Raw genomic sequence first — 17,546 nt, 5'->3', positions numbered from 1 at the left:
AGCAATGATAAGGGGCTATTACATCGCTTATTTCAAAAATTCTCTTCTCTAATTATAGAATCCTATAATGAAGAGAACAGAACATCTTTTATTAAAAATATTCAGCATTGGTTTTGATTAAAATTCGTATAAGATTTTAAGTGTATGGAAATCATTTATGAATTCTTATTATAAGATTATTAAAAAAAATGTTAGACAAGTAAAAGAACTAAGAGCAAGCTGGGTAGCGCATGTTTTAAATCTTGATTGGCCATCAGAATTTTCTTTATCCATTGAAAATAAGCATGAGCGTGTAAGAGTCCAAAAACAAGAAATGATACGCATTCTTGATGAAATTCAAGATATGCATATGAATACAATTGTACTTCAAGTTAAGCCATCTGCAGAGGTTTTATACCATTCTGATATATTACCTTGGTCTCGCTATTTGACAGGTACGTTGGGAAATGAACCAGGATTTGATCCTTTAGCCTATGTGTTGGAAGCAGCGCATGCCCGTAATATATCAGTATATGCTTGGTTAAACCCATATAGGGTATCTATGGATACAAATCAATCTACAATAGATGAATTCATGAGATTATCCCATAGTTCATGTCCAAGTGTTTTTACACAGCATCATGAGTGGATAAAAACATCATACAATCGATTTGTTTTAGATCCAGGTCTTCCTGAAGTGAGAAAGTGGCTTGTTGATATTATAGAAGAAATAGTGCGTCGTTATAATATTGACGGGATTCAATTTGATGATTATTTCTATTATGAATCAGATGGATTTGCACTTGATGATCAAAGTACATATGAAAAATATGGTGTAGGCCTTAGTAAGGAAAGCTGGAGAAGGCACAACACGTATCAGCTTATTAAAGAGATTTCTCAAAAGATAAAAATCATTAAGCCGCATGTGCAGTTTGGAATCAGTCCAGCAATTGTATGGAGAAATAAAGACAAAGACCCCTCCGGTTCAGACACGCAAGTTCTTTCAACAAATTATGATGATAGTTATGCAGATACACGTCAATGGGTTTTTGAAGGGATCATTGATACCATAACCCCTCAGATTTATTCAACCTTTGCATATAAAAAAGCTCGATATGATGTAGTTTTAAGATGGTGGTCTGATGTTGTCAAGAAAACTGATAAGACTAAACTGTATGTAGGGATGGCTCTTTATAAAGTAGGAGTGGCGAGTTCTACACAGCCAGATTGGACAATTAAGGAGGGTGTTCCTGAAATTGAAAGACAATTGCTTTTAAACGAAGAGCTTCCAGAAGTAAAAGGATGTATGTTATTTAGGCATCTTTTTTTACGTGAACCGCAAACCCAAGCTGTTGTTTCTTATCTGAAAAAAAAATGGCAAAACTCTTATTAGAAAAGTAATTATAAAACCGTTCAACGAAAAAGAAGCTTTGAGTTATAAAGGTTTTGTGTTCCAGGGATATATTGTTCTTAGGAGTTATTATTAAAAGATTATGATTTTAGAAGGAAGAGATAGATTGGTTTTGAGTTCAAAACATGGTGGTATTGATATTTTATCTCATCTTGGAGATGTAAATGGCTGAACAACTTGAGTTGCCAAAAAATGCGAGAAAAGAAGAAACTTATAAGATTATTATTCCGCAGATTAAAGTTGTCATCAGCGAATCATATGACCTAATCGCTAATCTAGCCAATGTAACCGCAATTTTGAAACAAGCCTTTGAATTTCATTGGGTTGGTTTTTATCGCGTGATAGAACCTCAAACTTTGATACTTGGGCCATTTCAGGGGCTATTGGCTTGTGTGCGTATTCCATTTGGCAGTGGTGTTTGCGGTCAAGCGGCAAGTAATCAAAAAACAATTCTGGTTCCAGATGTTAATCAATTTCCTGGGCATATTGCTTGTAGCAGTTTATCAAAATCTGAAATAGTTGTTCCTCTCGTATATAAAGGAGAAACGAAGTTGGTTTTGGACATTGATAGCGATAAACTTGATGCTTTTAATGCAATAGATCAGAATTATCTGGAGCAAATTATAAAAATTATCTGTGTCAGAAATTTTCTGAATAAAAACCTGTGAGAGATTAAGATATCTTGAAAAATTTTATTCATTTCAATGATGAAAATTTTTTATCAATATTTTGGTGCCCAGAAGAGGACTCGAACCTCCAAACCTTGCAGTACAGGTACCTGAAACCTGCGCGTCTACCAATTCCGCCACCTGGGCATGCAAAAGATTCTAAAGGTCTCTCAGATATCTTGTCAATTATTTTATAAAAAGTGTAGAAATAATATTTCTGTTATTTTTGGCTTTATACTGAATATTGATTTCCCAGACTATCATTTAAGAAGTGTAATATAGAACACTATCCAAGACAGCAATATTAAGAAAATGGACAATAAAATGTAGGGTTTTTATAGTCAGAAAGGGTAAATATGCTAACCTGTTTTCTATAATAGTGTTGATGTAAAGAAATCAATCCAATCAAGTAAAAGAATAATTTTTGAATAGAAACATTAATTTTAATATGTCTTTTTTAAAAGGACAAAAAGCTCTTTTATATTATTTAAATCAAGGAAAATTATTGGTTCAGGATTTTTCTCGGACTTTTCTGAATTTTCTTTATCCCCATCTTTGTCCTATTTGTAAAATTATTGTAGATCGTCGCCGTTGTTTGTGTGCAAAGTGCTGGGCAGGTGTTTGTTTTATATCTTCTCCAATGTGTCCAATTATGGGAACTCCTTTTGCATATAATCATGGTAAGGGTGCCCTCAATATTCAGGTAATAACCAATCCTCCAGCATTTTATAAATTACGCTCAGTAGCCCTTCATGAAGGAGTAGCTCGTGATCTTGTTCATCTTTTGAAATATTATGACCGTATTGATCTTGCTCCCATGATGGCGTCTTGGATGCTACGTGTTGGTCATACATTAATTATTGATAGTGATTTGATTATAGCTGTACCTTTACATCGATTACGTTTAATAGAGAGGAAATATAATCAATCTGCTGAGTTGGCGCGTTTAATTGCTTTATATAGTAATAAACCTGCCCTTTTTGGAACCCTTATACGTATCCATTCTACTCGAACACAAGTTGGATTATCTTTAAAATCCAGAGAGGAAAATTTGCGTAATGCCTTTATTCTGGTTAAAGGATTAGAAAAGTTAGTGGCAGGGAAGAAAATAGTTCTTGTCGATGATGTTTATACAACTGGTACAACAGTGACTGCTGCAACTAATGTTCTTAAAAAAGCAGGAGCTTCACGTGTTAGTGTTCTTACTTTTTCTCTTTCATCAAAACGATAGTGGTTGTTTCTTTAAAGAAAAATTGAGTCATTCAATGTATTGAAAACATATTATGACTAATATACTTTTTTTAATTTGATTTCATCGATTTTGGCAGCCGCATAGGCTATTGCTTTTTGGTACACAGTTGACGCATTCCACGATTTAATAGCTTTAAAATTTGGTTCATCTGGTTGATATCCTACCCCAGGTTGCCAGCCATTCTTTTTAAAGAAATTAGCGGTTGAAGCAAAAGCATCTGCTTTAGAGTTGATAATATCAACCACATTATCATTATTGCCGTCTACACCAAATTTTTTTAAGTTGCTTGGAAGAAATTGAAATTGTCCAATTTCTCCGTGAAGAGCACCTCGAGAGTTTGGGTCCATTTTCCCTTCTGCAATGAGTTCCAAGGCAATATTAAATTGTTCGGTGAAAAAAGCGGAGCGACGACAATCATACGCTAACGTTGCTAAGGCAGAAAGTGTGTGCTGTTTGCCGATGGAAGTACCAAAGGCAGTTTCCATACCCCAGATTGCGAGTAAAGGACCAGCAGGAACTCCATAAATTTCTTTGATAGATTTAAAAAGATTGGCATACTTTTTTTTAAGTACTTTTCCTTTGTTAACAATGTTATTAACTCCACGTTTTTGTAAGAAATCATCAAAGGAAAGCTTCAAACTTGATTGATTGCGGTCGGCATTGATCGTCGCTAAATTATAAGAGATAGTGGGGAATATTTTGTTAAGGATTTCTTGATCTATTCCTTTATTTATTGCATCGGTATGAGCGTTTGATAACCATTTTTTGAATCCATCGCTTGTATTTCCACAGGCTAAGGCTAATTCAGGTAAAACTACTGCAATTATAGAACTTATTATTAATAACTTAGGATTTTTAAAAAGCATTGATCATGCTCCTTTTGATAAGGATAATTTAATGAGAATTTTTTACAAGATTACGTTCCACCAAAAGCTCAGCAATTTGAACGGTATTTAATGCTGCTCCTTTACGCAAGTTATCAGAAACAAGCCATAAGTTAAGACAATTTTCGAGAGTTTCATCTTCCCTGATGCGTGAAATATATACAACATCTTCACCAACACACTCATAAGGTGTTATATATCCTCCATCTTCGTGTTTATCTAAAACTAAACAACCAGGGGCTTTACTTAAAATATCGCGTGCTTGTTCAGCTGTAATACTTTCTTCAAACTCTATATTTACTGCTTCTGCGTGCCCAATAAATACAGGAACACGTACAGCAGTAGCAGTGACTTTGATTTTTGGATCAAGTATTTTTTTGTTTCGACAAGCAGCTTCCATTCTTCTTTAGTTGATCCATCTTCCATAAAAAGATCAATGTGTGGAATAATATTGAAAGCAATACGCTTCGTGAATTTTCTTTTTCTACCGGATCGGCTACAAAGACAGCTCGTGTTTGAGTAAATAACTCATCCATAGCCTCTTTTCCTGCGCCAGAGACTGATTGATATGTTGAAACAACAATACGCTTTATAGATGCAAAATCGTGGAGTGGTTTTAAACCAACAACGAGTTGAATGGTTGAACAATTAGGATTTGCGATAATATTTCTATTAGAATAGAGATATATGGCTTCAGGGTTTACTTCTGGTACAATGAGTGGAATATTGATGTCATAGCGCCAGGCTGAGGAGTTATCAATCACAATACAGCCAGTAGCTCCTATTTTAGGAGAGATCTTTTTTGATAATTCATTTCCTGCTGACATAAGACAAATATCAGTATCAGAAAAATCATAATCTTCAAGATTGCGAACCTTGATAGTTTTTTGTCCATAAGAAAGTTCTAAGCCAATTGAACGCCTTGATGCTAAGGGAACAACTTCTCGAGCTGGGAAATTTCGCTCAGCAAGAATATTGAGGATTTCTCTACCAACATTTCCTGTTGCTCCGACAACTGCAATTTTAAAAGCCATAGTTTTTCAGAATACTTTCTTTTAATAAGATCATTTATTTTCAATATATTTGCAAGAAGGCTTGCTTAATAGTGCATTAAATATATCCATGCTTAAAAATTAACAACCTTCCGTCAGCTTTTATTTTTCAAAAAAATCTTGTCTAAGAAGAAAATATTTCTTTTTATGGGTACGAGATCAAGAAAAATAGTTAAAATATAATATATAATGATTTTAATCTCAATATCCAGTCTCTTTTTGTCATGCAATACTCTTGACCTTTTCCTTGTTTTTAGTTTTTTTAGAATCATTATGTGAAGTATGCTTTATCAACATGATAAATAGATAAAGATGGATTTTTGGCAATCTAGGTTGTGTTTGGTCTAGGTAAGTGTGATGTATATTCTCATCTATTGAGATAACATTAATATTATACTCTCAAAGAGGCCAGGTATTTTTATTGGTAATGATTTAAATAAAGGTATTGTTGCTACTTCTTGTACAGACTATAGGATATTTTTAGACTTAAAATTATTAAGAGTTTTTCTTGATTAAGAGAAGGTTTTATTATTGTATCCTGGTTACAGAGAATCCTTTTTGACGCAAAAGTTCAATAAATCCTTGTGATTTAGGCAAATGCAATGCGCCGATAGCTATAAATGCGTTACCATTATTTAATATAGGAAGAGATTTTTCTAGCATTAGCTGATTTCGTTCCACAAGAATTTTTTCTTCAAATATTTTGTAATTTTTTTCTGTAGGGCTATCCTTAGGAATTGAAGCTTCAATTTTAGCAATGATCATTCCAATGTCTCCTTGCAGATAAAGATTTATAATCTCTTCTGTCAGGGTATCAGTGTTATCACTTGTCTTTAAAGCGTCAATGAGTAGATCTATGTGGGTTTGAAGAGGAATAGATGCTACAAGAGAAAGCTGTTCTTTTAAGGTTTCTAGACCTTGTAATTTTTTCCTAGCGCTAAGTGCTTCAAGTGCAAGTTTTTTATCAAAAAAATCAATACCATGAGATTGGGCAATAAAATCATGAGCAGGAGTAGTAACGATGCTTTTTAATATCCATGGTTTTAAGTGGTTTGTAGATTTTAAATTCAATCCTCGTTGATTAAGATTTTTTTCTAAAATCTTCAACATTTCAGAAGATAAAAAATCGTTTATTGTTTTTTTATCTGTAAATATCACTAAATCTGGATTACTTTTTATCAAAGCAAGAATAGCTTTTGTGTCACTGATATCAGCAGATTCAACAACAATAGTTTGCATTTTGTTGTAAATAGATTGTATCTTTGGAGATAGATGTAGGCGTGGATCTGTAAGATGGAGTGTCCCAAGTAGATAGGATGGAGCAACATTTTCTTTGGTAATCATCCAGAATATACCTTTACTATTGGGAATAGCATTTGCAATTTTTCTGAGGGCACTGTTTCTTTCTTTTTGGAAGGTTATAGAGGATGATTTGTTATTATTCTGGTATTCTTTTCTTTCTTCAGCAACACTCTTGTTAACCAGAAAGACTGTGCTTAAAATTGCAATAGTAAAGCGCATCAATGCTTCCTTTTAAAGAAAAGAGATGAAAAACATTCATTAGTAATCCATCCCAAGGTTAAGCTTTAGGTTATGAGCAGGAAAGAATTGTTTTTCCAATTTTTTGAATACATCTATAATTTTGAGAATCGTTCATTTTTTAGAGTTTAAAATGAAATTTTTAATATTTTCTGATGAACGTGGATGAGAGCGATCATATATCTTCAAAAGATTTGTACTTTCAATATCTGTATAAACTTGGGTAGTTGATAAATTGGAATGTCCTAAAAGTTCTTGAATGGAGCGTAGGTCCGCGCCTTTAGAAAGCAAATGGGTGGCAAACGAATGGCGAAAAGTATGAGGAGTCGTAGTTTCTGGTAACCCTAATCTTCTCCGGAGGTCTCGTATAGTACGTTGGAATACTCCTGGATTCAAAGGTTTCCCATGTAAACCACGGAAAATAGGAGCTTTAGGTACAAGAGGAAAAGGATAAATCTTGCAGTATTGTATAGTAGCCTGTTTCGCAGGAAATAAAAAAGGCACTAGTCTTGTTTTTTTCCTTTACCATGAATACGTAAAGATTCCTCGTTATTATGTATATCTTCTGGTGTAAGTGCAAGTGCTTCAGAGATACGCAATCCACAGCCATAAAGAAGATATAAAATGGCTAAGTCACGAGCATTCATCCAGGATTCTTTATGGATATTTATTTTTTCATGAAATAGCTTTAATGTTTGTATTTCGTTTAGAGCTTTTGGAAGAGATTTTTGTTTTCTAGGTGATTGAATTGCAAGAATTTTTGCCGAGTTAAGATGAATTTCTTTTTCAAGATATTTAATAAAAGATCTGATGGCAGAAAGAGTGCGTCTTAAAGAATTCGCTGTAATTCCCTCATGACGACGGGAAGAAATAAAAGCACGCAGGGCAGATGGATGTAATTCGCATATCGTTTTTTTTCCTATAGGAGCTTCTGTATAAGATGTCATAAAGATAAGAAACTGGCGTGTATCTCGTTCATATGCTTCTACAGTTAATCGGGATAAACGACGTTCTGTTTCCAGAATATCAATCCAGTGTTGACGTAAAGCCCATAATTCTTGCTTGATGAGAGGATATGACTTCTTTTCCATTGCTTTGTAAATCTTTATGAATGGTACTGTTTATCATAGATTTAAGAGATTATTTCTTTTTTCTGCCACACAGGAGCATTCTCCATTGTATTGGTTTTTGAATGTTTTGTGGTACTGGGCAAAACCCATGAGATCCAAAAGGTCCACATTTCAATATTCGAAATAAGCTTAACCATCCGCCAATCCATAATCCATAACGTGCAATCGCCTCGTATGCGTATTCTGAACAGGTTGGTAGATGTCGACAAGAGTTTCCTATCAAATTAGAAAATGTGAGTTGGTAGATTCGAATTAGTCCCATGCCAATCAATCGACCAGGTGTTTTAGGAAAGTGTCCAATCCAATTGCGGTTTCGATAATTATCTTTTTTGGACAAAGATATCACTCCTTTTTTTGTTCAAGGTGAACTTTATTTTAGAAAAAGTATATTCTATATAAAGGGAACAAGGAAGATTTTTTATGAAATTCATAATTGTCTTATGCCTTAAAGAATTCAGAAAATCTGTTAAAATTTGAAGAATAATACAAGACTCCTTATAAAAAATAAATATACAATATTTGTTGTTGTGCCTTGGCGTTGTAAGGTGTGTAATAATTTATATATATAGTAATGCATTTTTTATGGTAATCGTAAATATTATATATATATTGTATGAGTTTGGTTTCTCAGCCAAAGGGAGTTCATTGATTAAGGCTTATGGCGAGTTTGGATAACTAAAATACGGATGGAAGATATTGTCTTATTCTGATTTGAAACCTGTAAAGCCCACTTTAAAAGAAGTAGAGGAAGCTGTAAAAACAATTATTAGGTGGATAGGGGATGACCCAGAACGTGAAGGGCTTAAAGATACACCTGCCCGCGTTGTCAAATCATATGCCGAACTCTTTGATGGTTACAATAAAAGTATTGATAATATGGCGGCTTCTTCTTTTGAAGAGGTTGGTGGTTATAATGATATTGTCTTATTAAAGGACATTCCATTTTTTTCACATTGTGAGCACCATATCGTGCCAATTATTGGTAAAGCACATATAGCATATTTCCCTGAAAAACGTGTTATTGGCTTGTCAAAAATTGTTCGTATTGTAAATCTTTATGCGCATCGATTGCAAACACAAGAAAAAATAACCGCCCAGATTGCTAATGGTATGGAGAAAGTTCTGCATTCTCGAGGTGTTGCTATTCTTGTTGAAGGTGAGCATATGTGCATGTCCATGCGTGGGATTCGAACAGTAAATGTTAAAACCATTACCACTTCTTTTACGGGTGTATTTTCTAATATATCTGAAAATCAGAGTCGTTTTATGAAAATGGTTGGTTATGACAGATGAAATGTTTATGATTTATGAATAGGTAGAAATTATGAGCCATTTTCTTTCTTCAGATAAAGAAGCTCTGCAAGATGAAGATACATTCAAACCACGTTTTGATGAGAATGGTTTAATTACAGCGGTTATAACAGATGTTAAAGATGGTGATCTTTTAATGGTTGCTCATATGAATGAGCAAGCTTTGTCTCTTACTCTTGAAACCGGTATCGCTCATTATTTTAGTCGTTCTCGTAATAGAATTTGGAAAAAGGGAGAAGTTTCCGGTCATTTTCAAAGAGTTGAGGAGATTCTTATTGATTGTGATCAAGACTGTGTGCAGCTTAAGGTATATTTACCTAAGTGGCAGGCTGCTTGTCATACAGGTCGTCGATCATGTTTTTATTCTATTGTGTATTTGGACGGACACAAGATAAAAAAAAGAGTGTTTGATTCGGTACGGCTGTTTGATCCAAAGATTGTTTATGGTAACAATCAATAGGTTTTATGGTTAACTGGGTAATATGCATATTTTGTATAATGAATTTTTATTTCTAGGGGATTAGTGCATAGAAGATTGTTTTTCTATTGTTTCTATTAATTTTGAATATACAGATATTAATGAATTTAGTATAAGTTATTAATATGTGCATTGGTTGTTTATTTTTAGCTGAATCTTATTTTTAAATCATTGTGCTGTTTTAATTTAGGATAAGATTAATAATGCGTTTAAAAACGAGTAAAAAGGTCTTTGATTATTGGAATAAATTGCGTGGAGATGAGAGCGTTCTCTTGCAGAAGCTGATTAAGCTAGCACCAATAAGTCATTTTTTATCCAACTTATTTATTCTTGAGATTATTGATTCTAAATTTCACTTTCGGTTAGCAGGCACTGAAATTTGTATGATATTTGAAAATGAGTTGAATGGAAAATTTTTCTCTGAAATTTGGGACAATGTCTTTAAAAAAAAGAGTGAGATGTTAGCTCAAGATGTGATGAAAAAACTGAAATCACTTATTATTTATGCATCGAGTCAGACAATATACAAGCAATTACTAGAAGTCGAGGTTGTGCTCATGCCGTTGTGTTCTGGGGATGTAGGTTGTGATAGAATTCTTGGCTGTTTGAGTATAGATGGTAAGGAATTCCGCTATATTGCGTCTCCAATTGAAATTCTGAAAATCAATCATTTTACAATAATAGATGACACAAAAATAGAAAACTCTTCTTTAGAAGAGAAGGCTTTTGATTTTTATACTTCGTCTTCTGTGGAGGATTCTTGGTTTGGTTATTATCGTAAAAAAATGTTGCACTTTAAAGTTTTTAATGGAGATAAAAAAGAGTATTGATATTTAAACTGTATGGTTGTTTAAAAAACAATCTGTTAAAAGATATCAGTTATACTGATATCTCTATTAGAAATTTATCAGAGATTATGATCCATGATGTCTTACAATTTCCGCAATCCACAATTTCTTGATCAACGAGCATTTCAACGGGTTGGCGTTCAATTGAACGCTGTGCTTCTATTGATTGATAATAGTGAGCATCAGTGTTTTGTTCATGAGATATCTCCAGGAGATATTTGTTTTTCTTGTAATGTTTTTATGAAGCTGACAGACTTTGTTATTATTTTTGTCGAAAAGATTGGTCGTATAGAAGGTAACATCATAAAAGTTGATGATACTAAGAATGCTTTTGTGGCAACAATTCGAGCTCTTGACAAAGATCGACAAAAATTAGCATCGAAGCTAGTTTGGTTAGCCAATAAAGACGAGTTAAAATTGCAAGATCATCGACAGCATGAGCGTATATTTCCACGTAAAAGTGATGCAACATTAATTTTGGAAAATAAAAAGTCTTATCCTTGTCAAGTTGTTAATATATCATTATCTGGAGTTTTTTTAAAGACAGAATTGACACTACAACTTAATTCGATCGTACAGTTTAATGGCATATCTGCGCGTGTTGTTCGTTCTTCTCCCGAAGGGGTTGCTATAGCATTTTCTGAAGTTCAGCCAAAAGAGATGTTAAATCATTTTTGCTTTTATTAAAGTTATGAGAAATTTTCTTTATGATAAAGATGAGATCTATAATACCTATTTTATAATTTTTTTATATAAAAATATTTTCGAGAATGTGTTAATTAGTTTAACTTTGACTTTTTCAAAAATATTAATTTTTTTAGATAGATATTATACTTTATTTAAATCTCCGTAAGAGACACTCTTACCCAGATTTAAGTATATTCTTATAAAAATTTTTATTTTTTTGAAGTAATAAAAAAGTTTGTTATTACTCTTCTAAAAAGATTTTGGAGAGTATATGAAGGAAAAAAGTCTATTAGCAATAAGTGCTATGTTTTCCTTGTTATTGTATATTCCTTCGATTAATGCTCAAGAAAAATCGAAAATGCTGATTTCAGGCCCAACTTCTCAGCCTATAGGTCATTATGAATTCTGCAAAAAATATTTTAAGGAGTGTCAATATGTTGGTGGAGATAAAGGTAGATTTAAATTAACTGATAAAAGATGGAAAGTACTTAATTCTATTAACCATCTAGTGAATGTTTCTTATAAGTCGTTAACAGATCAAGAGATATATGGAGTTGAAGAAAAGTGGGAATATCCTGTTACGGCTGCTGATTGTGAAGACTTTGTTCTTATAAAGAGAAAAAAACTTTTAGAAAAAGGGTTTCCTGTTTCAGATTTGCTGATTACCGTTGTGTTAAAGCCAGACACTCAGGCCCATGCTGTTCTTGTTGTAAGGACAGATAGGGGTGATTTTATACTTGATAATATGCACGATGATATATTATTGTGGTTAAAGACTGAGTATAAATATATAAAGAGACAATCTCCAAGGCATCCTGGGCATTGGCAGAAAATTTTAGATAATCATATGCATCAAGTTAGTAAGAAATAAGTAAAATCTTTTATTTAAGACTTTATCAGTCTTAAAAAATTGCTGTTTTAGTGTTTTATTTGAAATTATTTCAGCTGCACAGAAGAGCTTATCATTGGGAGTAAGGTTATGGCAAAAATTATCGAAACGTCAACAGGTCGTGAAGCTTTAACGTTTGATGATGTTTTGTTACTGCCAGGATATTCTGAAGTTTTGCCAGCACATATTAATATTACTACAAAGATCGCTGAAGGTTTTGAACTTAACCTTCCTATTATATCAGCTGCCATGGATAAAGTAACAGATTCTCGTCTTTCTATAGCTATGGCGCAGGCTGGTGGCCTAGGAGTTATACATCGAAATTTATCTCCTTTTGAACAGGCTGAACAAGTTCGTCAGGTTAAAAAATTTGAAAGTGGTATGGTTGTTAATCCAGTAACGATTTCTCCAAATTCATCCTTAGCTCAAGCACTAGATTTGATGAAAAAGCATAGTATATCTGGTATTCCAGTTGTTGAGGATAATTCGTCTCATCCTTCTTACGTCAAGGCTGGGCGTTTGGTGGGGATCCTCACTAATAGAGATGTACGATTTGCATCTGATATTTCCCAGAAAGTTGGAGAGTTGATGACTCAAAAGCTTATCACTGTTAAAAAGAGCGTTTCTCTCCAGGAAGCTAAAAGTTTGCTTCATCATCATCGTATTGAAAAACTTTTGGTTGTAGATGATTATGGCTGTTGTATCGGTTTGATTACTGTTAAAGATATAGAAAAGTCGAAACTTAATCCAAATGCAACTAAAGACAATGAAGGACGTCTTCGGACTGCTGCTGCTGTTTCAGTAGGTAAAGATGCAAATGAGCGAATAGAACTTCTCGTTGATGCAGGAGTAGATCTTGTTGTTATAGATACTGCTCATGGCCATTCACAAAAAATTCTTGAGACTGTACAAGAGATTAAGAAAAAATTCAGTTCTATGCTAGTGATGGCTGGTAATGTTGCAACTGCTGAAGGGACAGCTGCGCTTATTGATTCTGGTGCTGATATAGTTAAGGTTGGTATTGGGCCTGGATCGATTTGTACAACAAGAATTGTAACAGGTGCCGGAGTTCCTCAGCTTGCAGCAATTATGTCTGCTGTTGAGATTGCTCAACGTTCATCTGTTCCTGTCATTGCTGATGGGGGTATCAAGTTTTCTGGCGATATTGCTAAAGCAATTGCTGCAGGTGCTGAAGCTGTTATGATTGGTTCATTGTTGGCTGGGACCGATGAAAGTCCAGGAGAAGTTTTTTTATATCAAGGTCGTTCCTTTAAGGCTTATCGAGGAATGGGTTCTGTTGCGGCTATGTCACGTGGCTCGGCAGGGCGATATTTTCAAGATGAGATTACAGATGCATTAAAGTTAGTTCCAGAAGGAGTAGAAGGGCAGGTTCCTTATAAGGGGCCAGTTTCTTCTGTTCTTCATCAGTTGGCAGGTGGTCTTAAGGCATCTATGGGTTATGTTGGGGCAGGTAGTATAAAAGAGTTTCAGGATAAGGCAGTTTTTGTACGTATATCTTGGGCCGGATTAAAAGAGTCTCATCCACATGATGTAATAATCACACGCGAAAGCCCTAACTATCCTGCATCGAATTAATATTAAACTATAATTAAAAGATCCTTTACATGATCTGCTATCTATATTATATGTTGATTTTTTAAAGAACTTGTGTTTAATTTTTGTTATTTTTTATGGATATTATTATTAATGTATATTTTAAAAAGATTAATTGATTTGAAAAGGATCTTGATTGTTTTATGTATTGTTTTTCTTTGGTTAAAGATACCAGTATTGGCAAATGATCAAAAAGAGAAGGAGTTAACACCTGTTCATGTAACATCAAATCGGAATGTAAATATAACAGAAGGCTCAGTTGTTATTGGTAAGAAAAATATTAATTATCAGGCTGAAACAGGTATGTTAGAGTTGTACATCGATGATGGTGCTGACCCAGTAACGCGTATTTTTTATATTGCGTATTTCAAAAAAAACGAGAGTGAAAAACGCCCTATAACGTTTGTTTATGGTGGTGGCCCTGGTTCATCTTCTACTCATCTACATATAGGAGGATTAGGACCTAAGCGTGTTGTACCCCCTTCGCCCCAGACAACAAAGCTTCCACCGTATCAGATGATCAATAATGAATATAGCCTTCTTGATTCTAGTGATCTGGTTTTTATTGATGCCCCAGGTACAGGCTACGGTAATTTTTTTAGTACATCTAACGTTAAAATTGAAAGAGAAAAAGAAAATAGAGATAGTGCAATAAACGTTTACGGTTCTCATGGTGATTCTCATGCGTTTTCACAATTTATAATTCAATTTTTAACCGATCATCAACGCTGGAATTCACCGAAATATTTATTGGGCGAAAGCTATGGTACAGTACGTTCTGTACTATTGGCTGAAGATCTTGGTATAAACGGTGTAGGTGTTAATGGTATTATTCTTATATCGCCAGTGATGAATTATTATACTAATATTGATACTTCTCTTTTAAGTCCAGGTATAGATTATCCTTATTATCTTACATTACCTACTTATGCCGCTATCGCCTGGTATCATAATATGTTGCCAGGAAAACATGAAGATCAAAAGATTTTTTTGAGTAATGTGGAGCAGTTTGCATTAGGTCCTTATGCTAAGGCTTTGCAGAAAGGCATTAACTTATCAAAAAATGATAAAAAAAATATCGCTGCACAACTTTATCAGTTTACAGGTATTTCTACTGATGATTGGATTAAGGCTGATTTGCGTTTGAATGACGAGGAATTTTCTAAAAAGTTGTTAAACGATAGAGATGAAGTCATTGGTCGTTTAGATGCTCGTTTCAGTGGCTCGTCAATGGATAAGGTGCCTTTACAAGGTCATCATGATCCAAGTTCATCAGCAATTTATTATGCGTATGCTGCTCAAATTAATAATTATTTAGAAAAAACATTAAAGTTTTATTTTAAACAAAATTATAAATTAGCTTCTAGTGATCCGTTTTCCAGTTGGAGGTGGAGTAAAAAATCATTAAATGTGTTGCCAACTCTTGCATTTATTATGAAAGAAGTTCCTGCAATGAAAGTAATGGTAATTAGTGGTATTTATGATTTAGCAACTCCCTATTTTACTGCAAAGTATGATATGGATCATTTGCCTATCTCACCCAAATTGCATGAGAATATAAGTTTTTATTTGTATGATACAGGTCATGCGCCCTATTTAGATGAGCCTTCGTTAAAGAAAATGTATGTTGATATGACCGAATTTATTGTAAGTACACATGTGAGTTAAGCTGATTTGAATAAATGGATAAGCTGTTATTGAGATAATTCCTGTAGTTCTATAGTGTGTGAAATGTTGATAAATAAATTATATAAAAGAAAGAGAGTATTGTTTTCTAGTTTTTCAAACATCATGAACATGGAAGTTTCTATGGAATGCTAAAAAAAGCCCATCAAAACACATAGAACCCATTTTGATTAATTAATTTCTAAAGAAATATGTATGCTCTAAAACTAGAAATTATTTTTCTAGTTCAACCTTAAGACGATCAATTTCATTAAATGTTAGGTTAGTAAGTTTGCTTTCTATTATGCCTTGTGTTTTTAAAAGATCATAAATAGGAGAATTTTCTCCTTCTTGAAGGGCTGCAAGTGCAACAATGCGTGCAGCAAGCATATCTACTTTATTTTGAATTGTTTTCTTCTGATCAGGAGAGAGATGATCTTGCAGGAGACTACGAATTTCAGAAGCATGATTCCATAACTCAGACGCAACTATAAATTCATTTATTTTTTTAGAAATCAATTTTTTCCCTGTTAATAAAAACTATATTTTTTCGATTGTTATTTAATTAATGACCTTAAGTATATATTTGATATTTTTCATACAATAAAAAGTTCATGTTTTTATATAATATTCAATCAAAATGGATTCCATGTAGGTGTTGGACTTATTTTTAGGTAGCCAGCGCTTATGCCAAGATGCAAACCAAGTCCGGTTCGAATAGGAACAATTGTTATTTCTTTATTACGAAGTACTGTCATTCCTAATCCAGCAACAATAAATGCTGAAACACCTGCCCTGCCATAGCGAGTATAAATTGAATTTATATTAGGTAGGTTATATACAAGCATCATACAACGACTTCCATTGCCGCCTACATCCAATCCTAGTGATGGTCCTTGCCAAAATACATTATATTGTCCTGCATTTCTTGTATTAAGTGTACCCTCCCCATATGTTACCCCTAATATTAAAGATCCTGTTCCTTCTCGTCCTAGAATATATCCATTAGGAAGACCATAATTTTCAAAAGCATTTTCAACAATTTTGGCTAATCCACCACTAGCAGATCCAAAGAAATTACTTCCTGTTTGAACAATTTCATCTAAAGAGTATTGATCTTTATCTTCAAGTCTTGCAAATGCAGGAGTATTGATCCATAGGATGCATAAAGAAGATACGATTAGAATATATGTTGTTTTAATAAGATTTATATATGCCTTACTTAAAGGTTGCAGATATAAAATACACATTTAATCTCCAATTTATTACTTTAATTACATATAAATTAAATCACTTTAATAAACTAAACCTGTTAAGTATAGTATTATTTTTAATGAAAGCTTATAAATTATTTTCCTTAGGTTTTATTGTCGTATAATATAATCTCAGGATAAAACTTAAGGGGAGATCTGTTGTGATCAATACAATTAATTTTAATCTTTCTGCGAGTGATCTTTCTTCGTTACTTTGTAGTCGTATTTGTCATGACCTTATTTCACCAGTAGGGGCCGTAAATAATGGCCTAGAACTTTTAGACGAGGGAGCAGTTGATGATAAAGAAGCGTTAGATCTGATTCGTATTAGCGCTTTACATGCGATTGTTCGTCTCAAATTTTTGCGACTGGCTTTAGGATATTTCAGTAAAAAGAGTTCACTTTTGGATTTTGATGAAATTGAAAAAATTATAAAAGATTTTATTGATATTGAAAAAAAAGTTTCAATCACATGGGAACGTTCTGAGGTTGAGCTTTTTAAAGACAATATTAAACTTTTACTAAATCTTTTTATGGTTAGTTATCATACTATTCCTAAGGGAGGGGATATCAATATTAGCATTACAAATTCTAATAACAAGCCACGTCTCTCTTTCATGGTTAAAGGAGATTCAATGCGTGTCCCTAAGTATTTTATTCAAATTTTATCGGGAGCACAAGATGTGATAATTGATTCATATAATGTGCATTTTTATTATACTGTATTATTGGCTCATGAGAACGGAATATCTTTGTCTTATGAGGTAAACGATGAAAATATTTTTTTTATAGCAAGTGTAAAATAGTCTTCAGTACCGTTTTGGTATGTTATACTCATAATTTCTCGTAGACAGTTAACTATCCATTAGGGAGCTATCGTTTAAAG

18 protein-coding genes, 1 tRNA gene and 1 pseudogene are annotated in these 17,546 nt (G+C 33.4%); 11 read left to right on the top strand and 9 right to left on the bottom strand.

The genetic code is table 11. From position 1 onward, the window contains the following. Positions 1–157 precede the first annotated feature (157 nt). Both B488_RS05110 and B488_RS05105 read left to right on the top strand, forming a co-directional pair. Positions 158–1,372: a glycoside hydrolase family 10-like protein gene (locus tag B488_RS05110; RefSeq protein WP_015273469.1), complete on the top strand. Its 1,215-nt coding sequence runs from the start codon at positions 158–160 to the stop codon at positions 1,370–1,372. A gap of 182 nt (positions 1,373–1,554) precedes the next feature. After that, positions 1,555–2,058, top strand: a complete 504-nt coding sequence (locus tag B488_RS05105; RefSeq protein ID WP_015273468.1) for a GAF domain-containing protein — start codon at positions 1,555–1,557, stop codon at positions 2,056–2,058. A gap of 62 nt (positions 2,059–2,120) precedes the next feature. On the opposite strand, the gene B488_RS05100 is transcribed toward B488_RS05105, so the two are convergent. Beyond that, positions 2,121–2,205, bottom strand: a tRNA-Leu gene (locus B488_RS05100). 301 nt (positions 2,206–2,506) lie between these two features. Between B488_RS05100 and B488_RS05095 the strand changes: the two genes are divergently transcribed. Continuing rightward, entirely contained in the window at positions 2,507–3,289 is a 783-nt protein-coding gene (locus B488_RS05095; RefSeq protein ID WP_041770759.1) for a ComF family protein, read from the top strand. Positions 3,290–3,345: 56 nt separating this feature from the next. Here B488_RS05095 and B488_RS05090 read toward each other — a convergent pair whose 3' ends face one another. The 6 genes and pseudogenes from B488_RS05090 to yidD form a co-directional block, all read right to left on the bottom strand. Continuing rightward, complete coding sequence (locus B488_RS05090) at positions 3,346–4,176, bottom strand: lytic murein transglycosylase (RefSeq protein WP_015273466.1); 831 nt, start codon at positions 4,174–4,176, stop codon at positions 3,346–3,348. Positions 4,177–4,204: 28 nt separating this feature from the next. Then, positions 4,205–5,228, bottom strand: a pseudogene (locus B488_RS05085) (aspartate-semialdehyde dehydrogenase). Positions 5,229–5,774: 546 nt separating this feature from the next. Then, positions 5,775–6,767 carry a TraB/GumN family protein gene (locus tag B488_RS05080; RefSeq protein ID WP_015273464.1) on the bottom strand — a complete coding sequence of 331 codons (993 nt, stop codon included), beginning with the start codon at positions 6,765–6,767 and terminating at the stop codon, positions 5,775–5,777. Between the two features lie 132 nt (positions 6,768–6,899). Next, on the bottom strand, positions 6,900–7,289 hold the full coding sequence (locus B488_RS07480) for a tyrosine-type recombinase/integrase (protein ID WP_341871662.1): 390 nt from the start codon (positions 7,287–7,289) through the stop codon (positions 6,900–6,902). Next, entirely contained in the window at positions 7,289–7,876 is a 588-nt protein-coding gene (locus B488_RS07475) for a site-specific integrase (protein WP_341871661.1), read from the bottom strand. The genes B488_RS07480 and B488_RS07475 overlap by 1 nt, the downstream gene beginning before the upstream one ends. A 49-nt stretch (positions 7,877–7,925) precedes the next feature. Further along, complete coding sequence (gene yidD / locus B488_RS05070) at positions 7,926–8,252, bottom strand: membrane protein insertion efficiency factor YidD (protein ID WP_051012125.1); 327 nt, start codon at positions 8,250–8,252, stop codon at positions 7,926–7,928. Between the two features lie 359 nt (positions 8,253–8,611). On the opposite strand from yidD, the gene folE reads away from it, so the two are divergent. From folE to B488_RS05035, 7 genes are all read left to right on the top strand, one after another. Beyond that, positions 8,612–9,208: a GTP cyclohydrolase I FolE gene (folE, locus tag B488_RS05065; RefSeq protein WP_015273460.1), complete on the top strand. Its 597-nt coding sequence runs from the start codon at positions 8,612–8,614 to the stop codon at positions 9,206–9,208. A gap of 31 nt (positions 9,209–9,239) precedes the next feature. Continuing rightward, the gene (gene hisI / locus B488_RS05060) at positions 9,240–9,686 is read left to right on the top strand and encodes a phosphoribosyl-AMP cyclohydrolase (protein ID WP_015273459.1); all 447 of its coding nucleotides are present in this window, start codon (positions 9,240–9,242) and stop codon (positions 9,684–9,686) included. A 221-nt stretch (positions 9,687–9,907) separates the two neighbouring features. Further along, positions 9,908–10,534: a PAS domain-containing protein gene (locus B488_RS05055; RefSeq protein WP_015273458.1), complete on the top strand. Its 627-nt coding sequence runs from the start codon at positions 9,908–9,910 to the stop codon at positions 10,532–10,534. A gap of 93 nt (positions 10,535–10,627) precedes the next feature. Continuing rightward, the gene (locus tag B488_RS05050) at positions 10,628–11,239 is read left to right on the top strand and encodes a PilZ domain-containing protein (protein ID WP_015273457.1); all 612 of its coding nucleotides are present in this window, start codon (positions 10,628–10,630) and stop codon (positions 11,237–11,239) included. Between the two features lie 271 nt (positions 11,240–11,510). Continuing rightward, positions 11,511–12,110 (top strand): transglutaminase-like cysteine peptidase, encoded by a 600-nt coding sequence (locus B488_RS05045; protein ID WP_015273456.1) that lies wholly within the window; start codon positions 11,511–11,513, stop codon positions 12,108–12,110. Between the two features lie 108 nt (positions 12,111–12,218). Continuing rightward, a complete protein-coding gene (gene guaB, locus B488_RS05040) occupies positions 12,219–13,724 on the top strand; it encodes an IMP dehydrogenase (protein ID WP_015273455.1) in 1,506 nt (501 codons plus the stop codon). Between the two features lie 195 nt (positions 13,725–13,919). Further along, positions 13,920–15,410: a S10 family peptidase gene (locus tag B488_RS05035; protein WP_187287611.1), complete on the top strand. Its 1,491-nt coding sequence runs from the start codon at positions 13,920–13,922 to the stop codon at positions 15,408–15,410. Positions 15,411–15,641: 231 nt separating this feature from the next. Here the strand turns inward: B488_RS05035 and B488_RS05030 are convergent, their stop codons facing one another. Both B488_RS05030 and B488_RS05025 read right to left on the bottom strand, forming a co-directional pair. Next, positions 15,642–15,926 (bottom strand): hypothetical protein, encoded by a 285-nt coding sequence (locus B488_RS05030; protein WP_015273453.1) that lies wholly within the window; start codon positions 15,924–15,926, stop codon positions 15,642–15,644. Positions 15,927–16,042: 116 nt separating this feature from the next. Then, positions 16,043–16,657 (bottom strand): DUF1134 domain-containing protein, encoded by a 615-nt coding sequence (locus tag B488_RS05025; RefSeq protein ID WP_015273452.1) that lies wholly within the window; start codon positions 16,655–16,657, stop codon positions 16,043–16,045. A 164-nt stretch (positions 16,658–16,821) separates the two neighbouring features. Here B488_RS05025 and B488_RS05020 point away from each other — a divergent pair, with 164 nt between their 5' ends. After that, positions 16,822–17,466, top strand: a complete 645-nt coding sequence (locus B488_RS05020) for a histidine phosphotransferase family protein (protein ID WP_015273451.1) — start codon at positions 16,822–16,824, stop codon at positions 17,464–17,466. Positions 17,467–17,546: the final 80 nt, after the last annotated feature.

The organism is Liberibacter crescens BT-1 (genome assembly GCF_000325745.1).
Classification (GTDB): domain Bacteria; phylum Pseudomonadota; class Alphaproteobacteria; order Rhizobiales; family Rhizobiaceae; genus Liberibacter; species Liberibacter crescens.
The sequence above is the reverse complement of the archived record's forward strand: the minus strand, read 5'-3'. Positions and strand labels throughout refer to the sequence as shown.

Coding starts and splice junctions, on each gene's coding strand:
- B488_RS05095 (WP_041770759.1), top strand. CDS start 2,507: ATGTCTTTTTTAAAAGGACAAAAAGCTCTTTTATATTATTTAAATCAA.
- B488_RS05050 (WP_015273457.1), top strand. CDS start 10,628: ATGATGTCTTACAATTTCCGCAATCCACAATTTCTTGATCAACGAGCA.
- B488_RS07475 (WP_341871661.1), bottom strand. CDS start 7,876: ATGGAAAAGAAGTCATATCCTCTCATCAAGCAAGAATTATGGGCTTTA.
- B488_RS05110 (WP_015273469.1), top strand. CDS start 158: ATGAATTCTTATTATAAGATTATTAAAAAAAATGTTAGACAAGTAAAA.
- guaB (WP_015273455.1), top strand. CDS start 12,219: ATGGCAAAAATTATCGAAACGTCAACAGGTCGTGAAGCTTTAACGTTT.
- B488_RS05025 (WP_015273452.1), bottom strand. CDS start 16,657: ATGTGTATTTTATATCTGCAACCTTTAAGTAAGGCATATATAAATCTT.
- B488_RS05055 (WP_015273458.1), top strand. CDS start 9,908: ATGCGTTTAAAAACGAGTAAAAAGGTCTTTGATTATTGGAATAAATTG.
- hisI (WP_015273459.1), top strand. CDS start 9,240: ATGAGCCATTTTCTTTCTTCAGATAAAGAAGCTCTGCAAGATGAAGAT.
- B488_RS05080 (WP_015273464.1), bottom strand. CDS start 6,767: ATGCGCTTTACTATTGCAATTTTAAGCACAGTCTTTCTGGTTAACAAG.
- B488_RS05090 (WP_015273466.1), bottom strand. CDS start 4,176: ATGCTTTTTAAAAATCCTAAGTTATTAATAATAAGTTCTATAATTGCA.
- B488_RS05105 (WP_015273468.1), top strand. CDS start 1,555: ATGGCTGAACAACTTGAGTTGCCAAAAAATGCGAGAAAAGAAGAAACT.
- B488_RS05045 (WP_015273456.1), top strand. CDS start 11,511: ATGAAGGAAAAAAGTCTATTAGCAATAAGTGCTATGTTTTCCTTGTTA.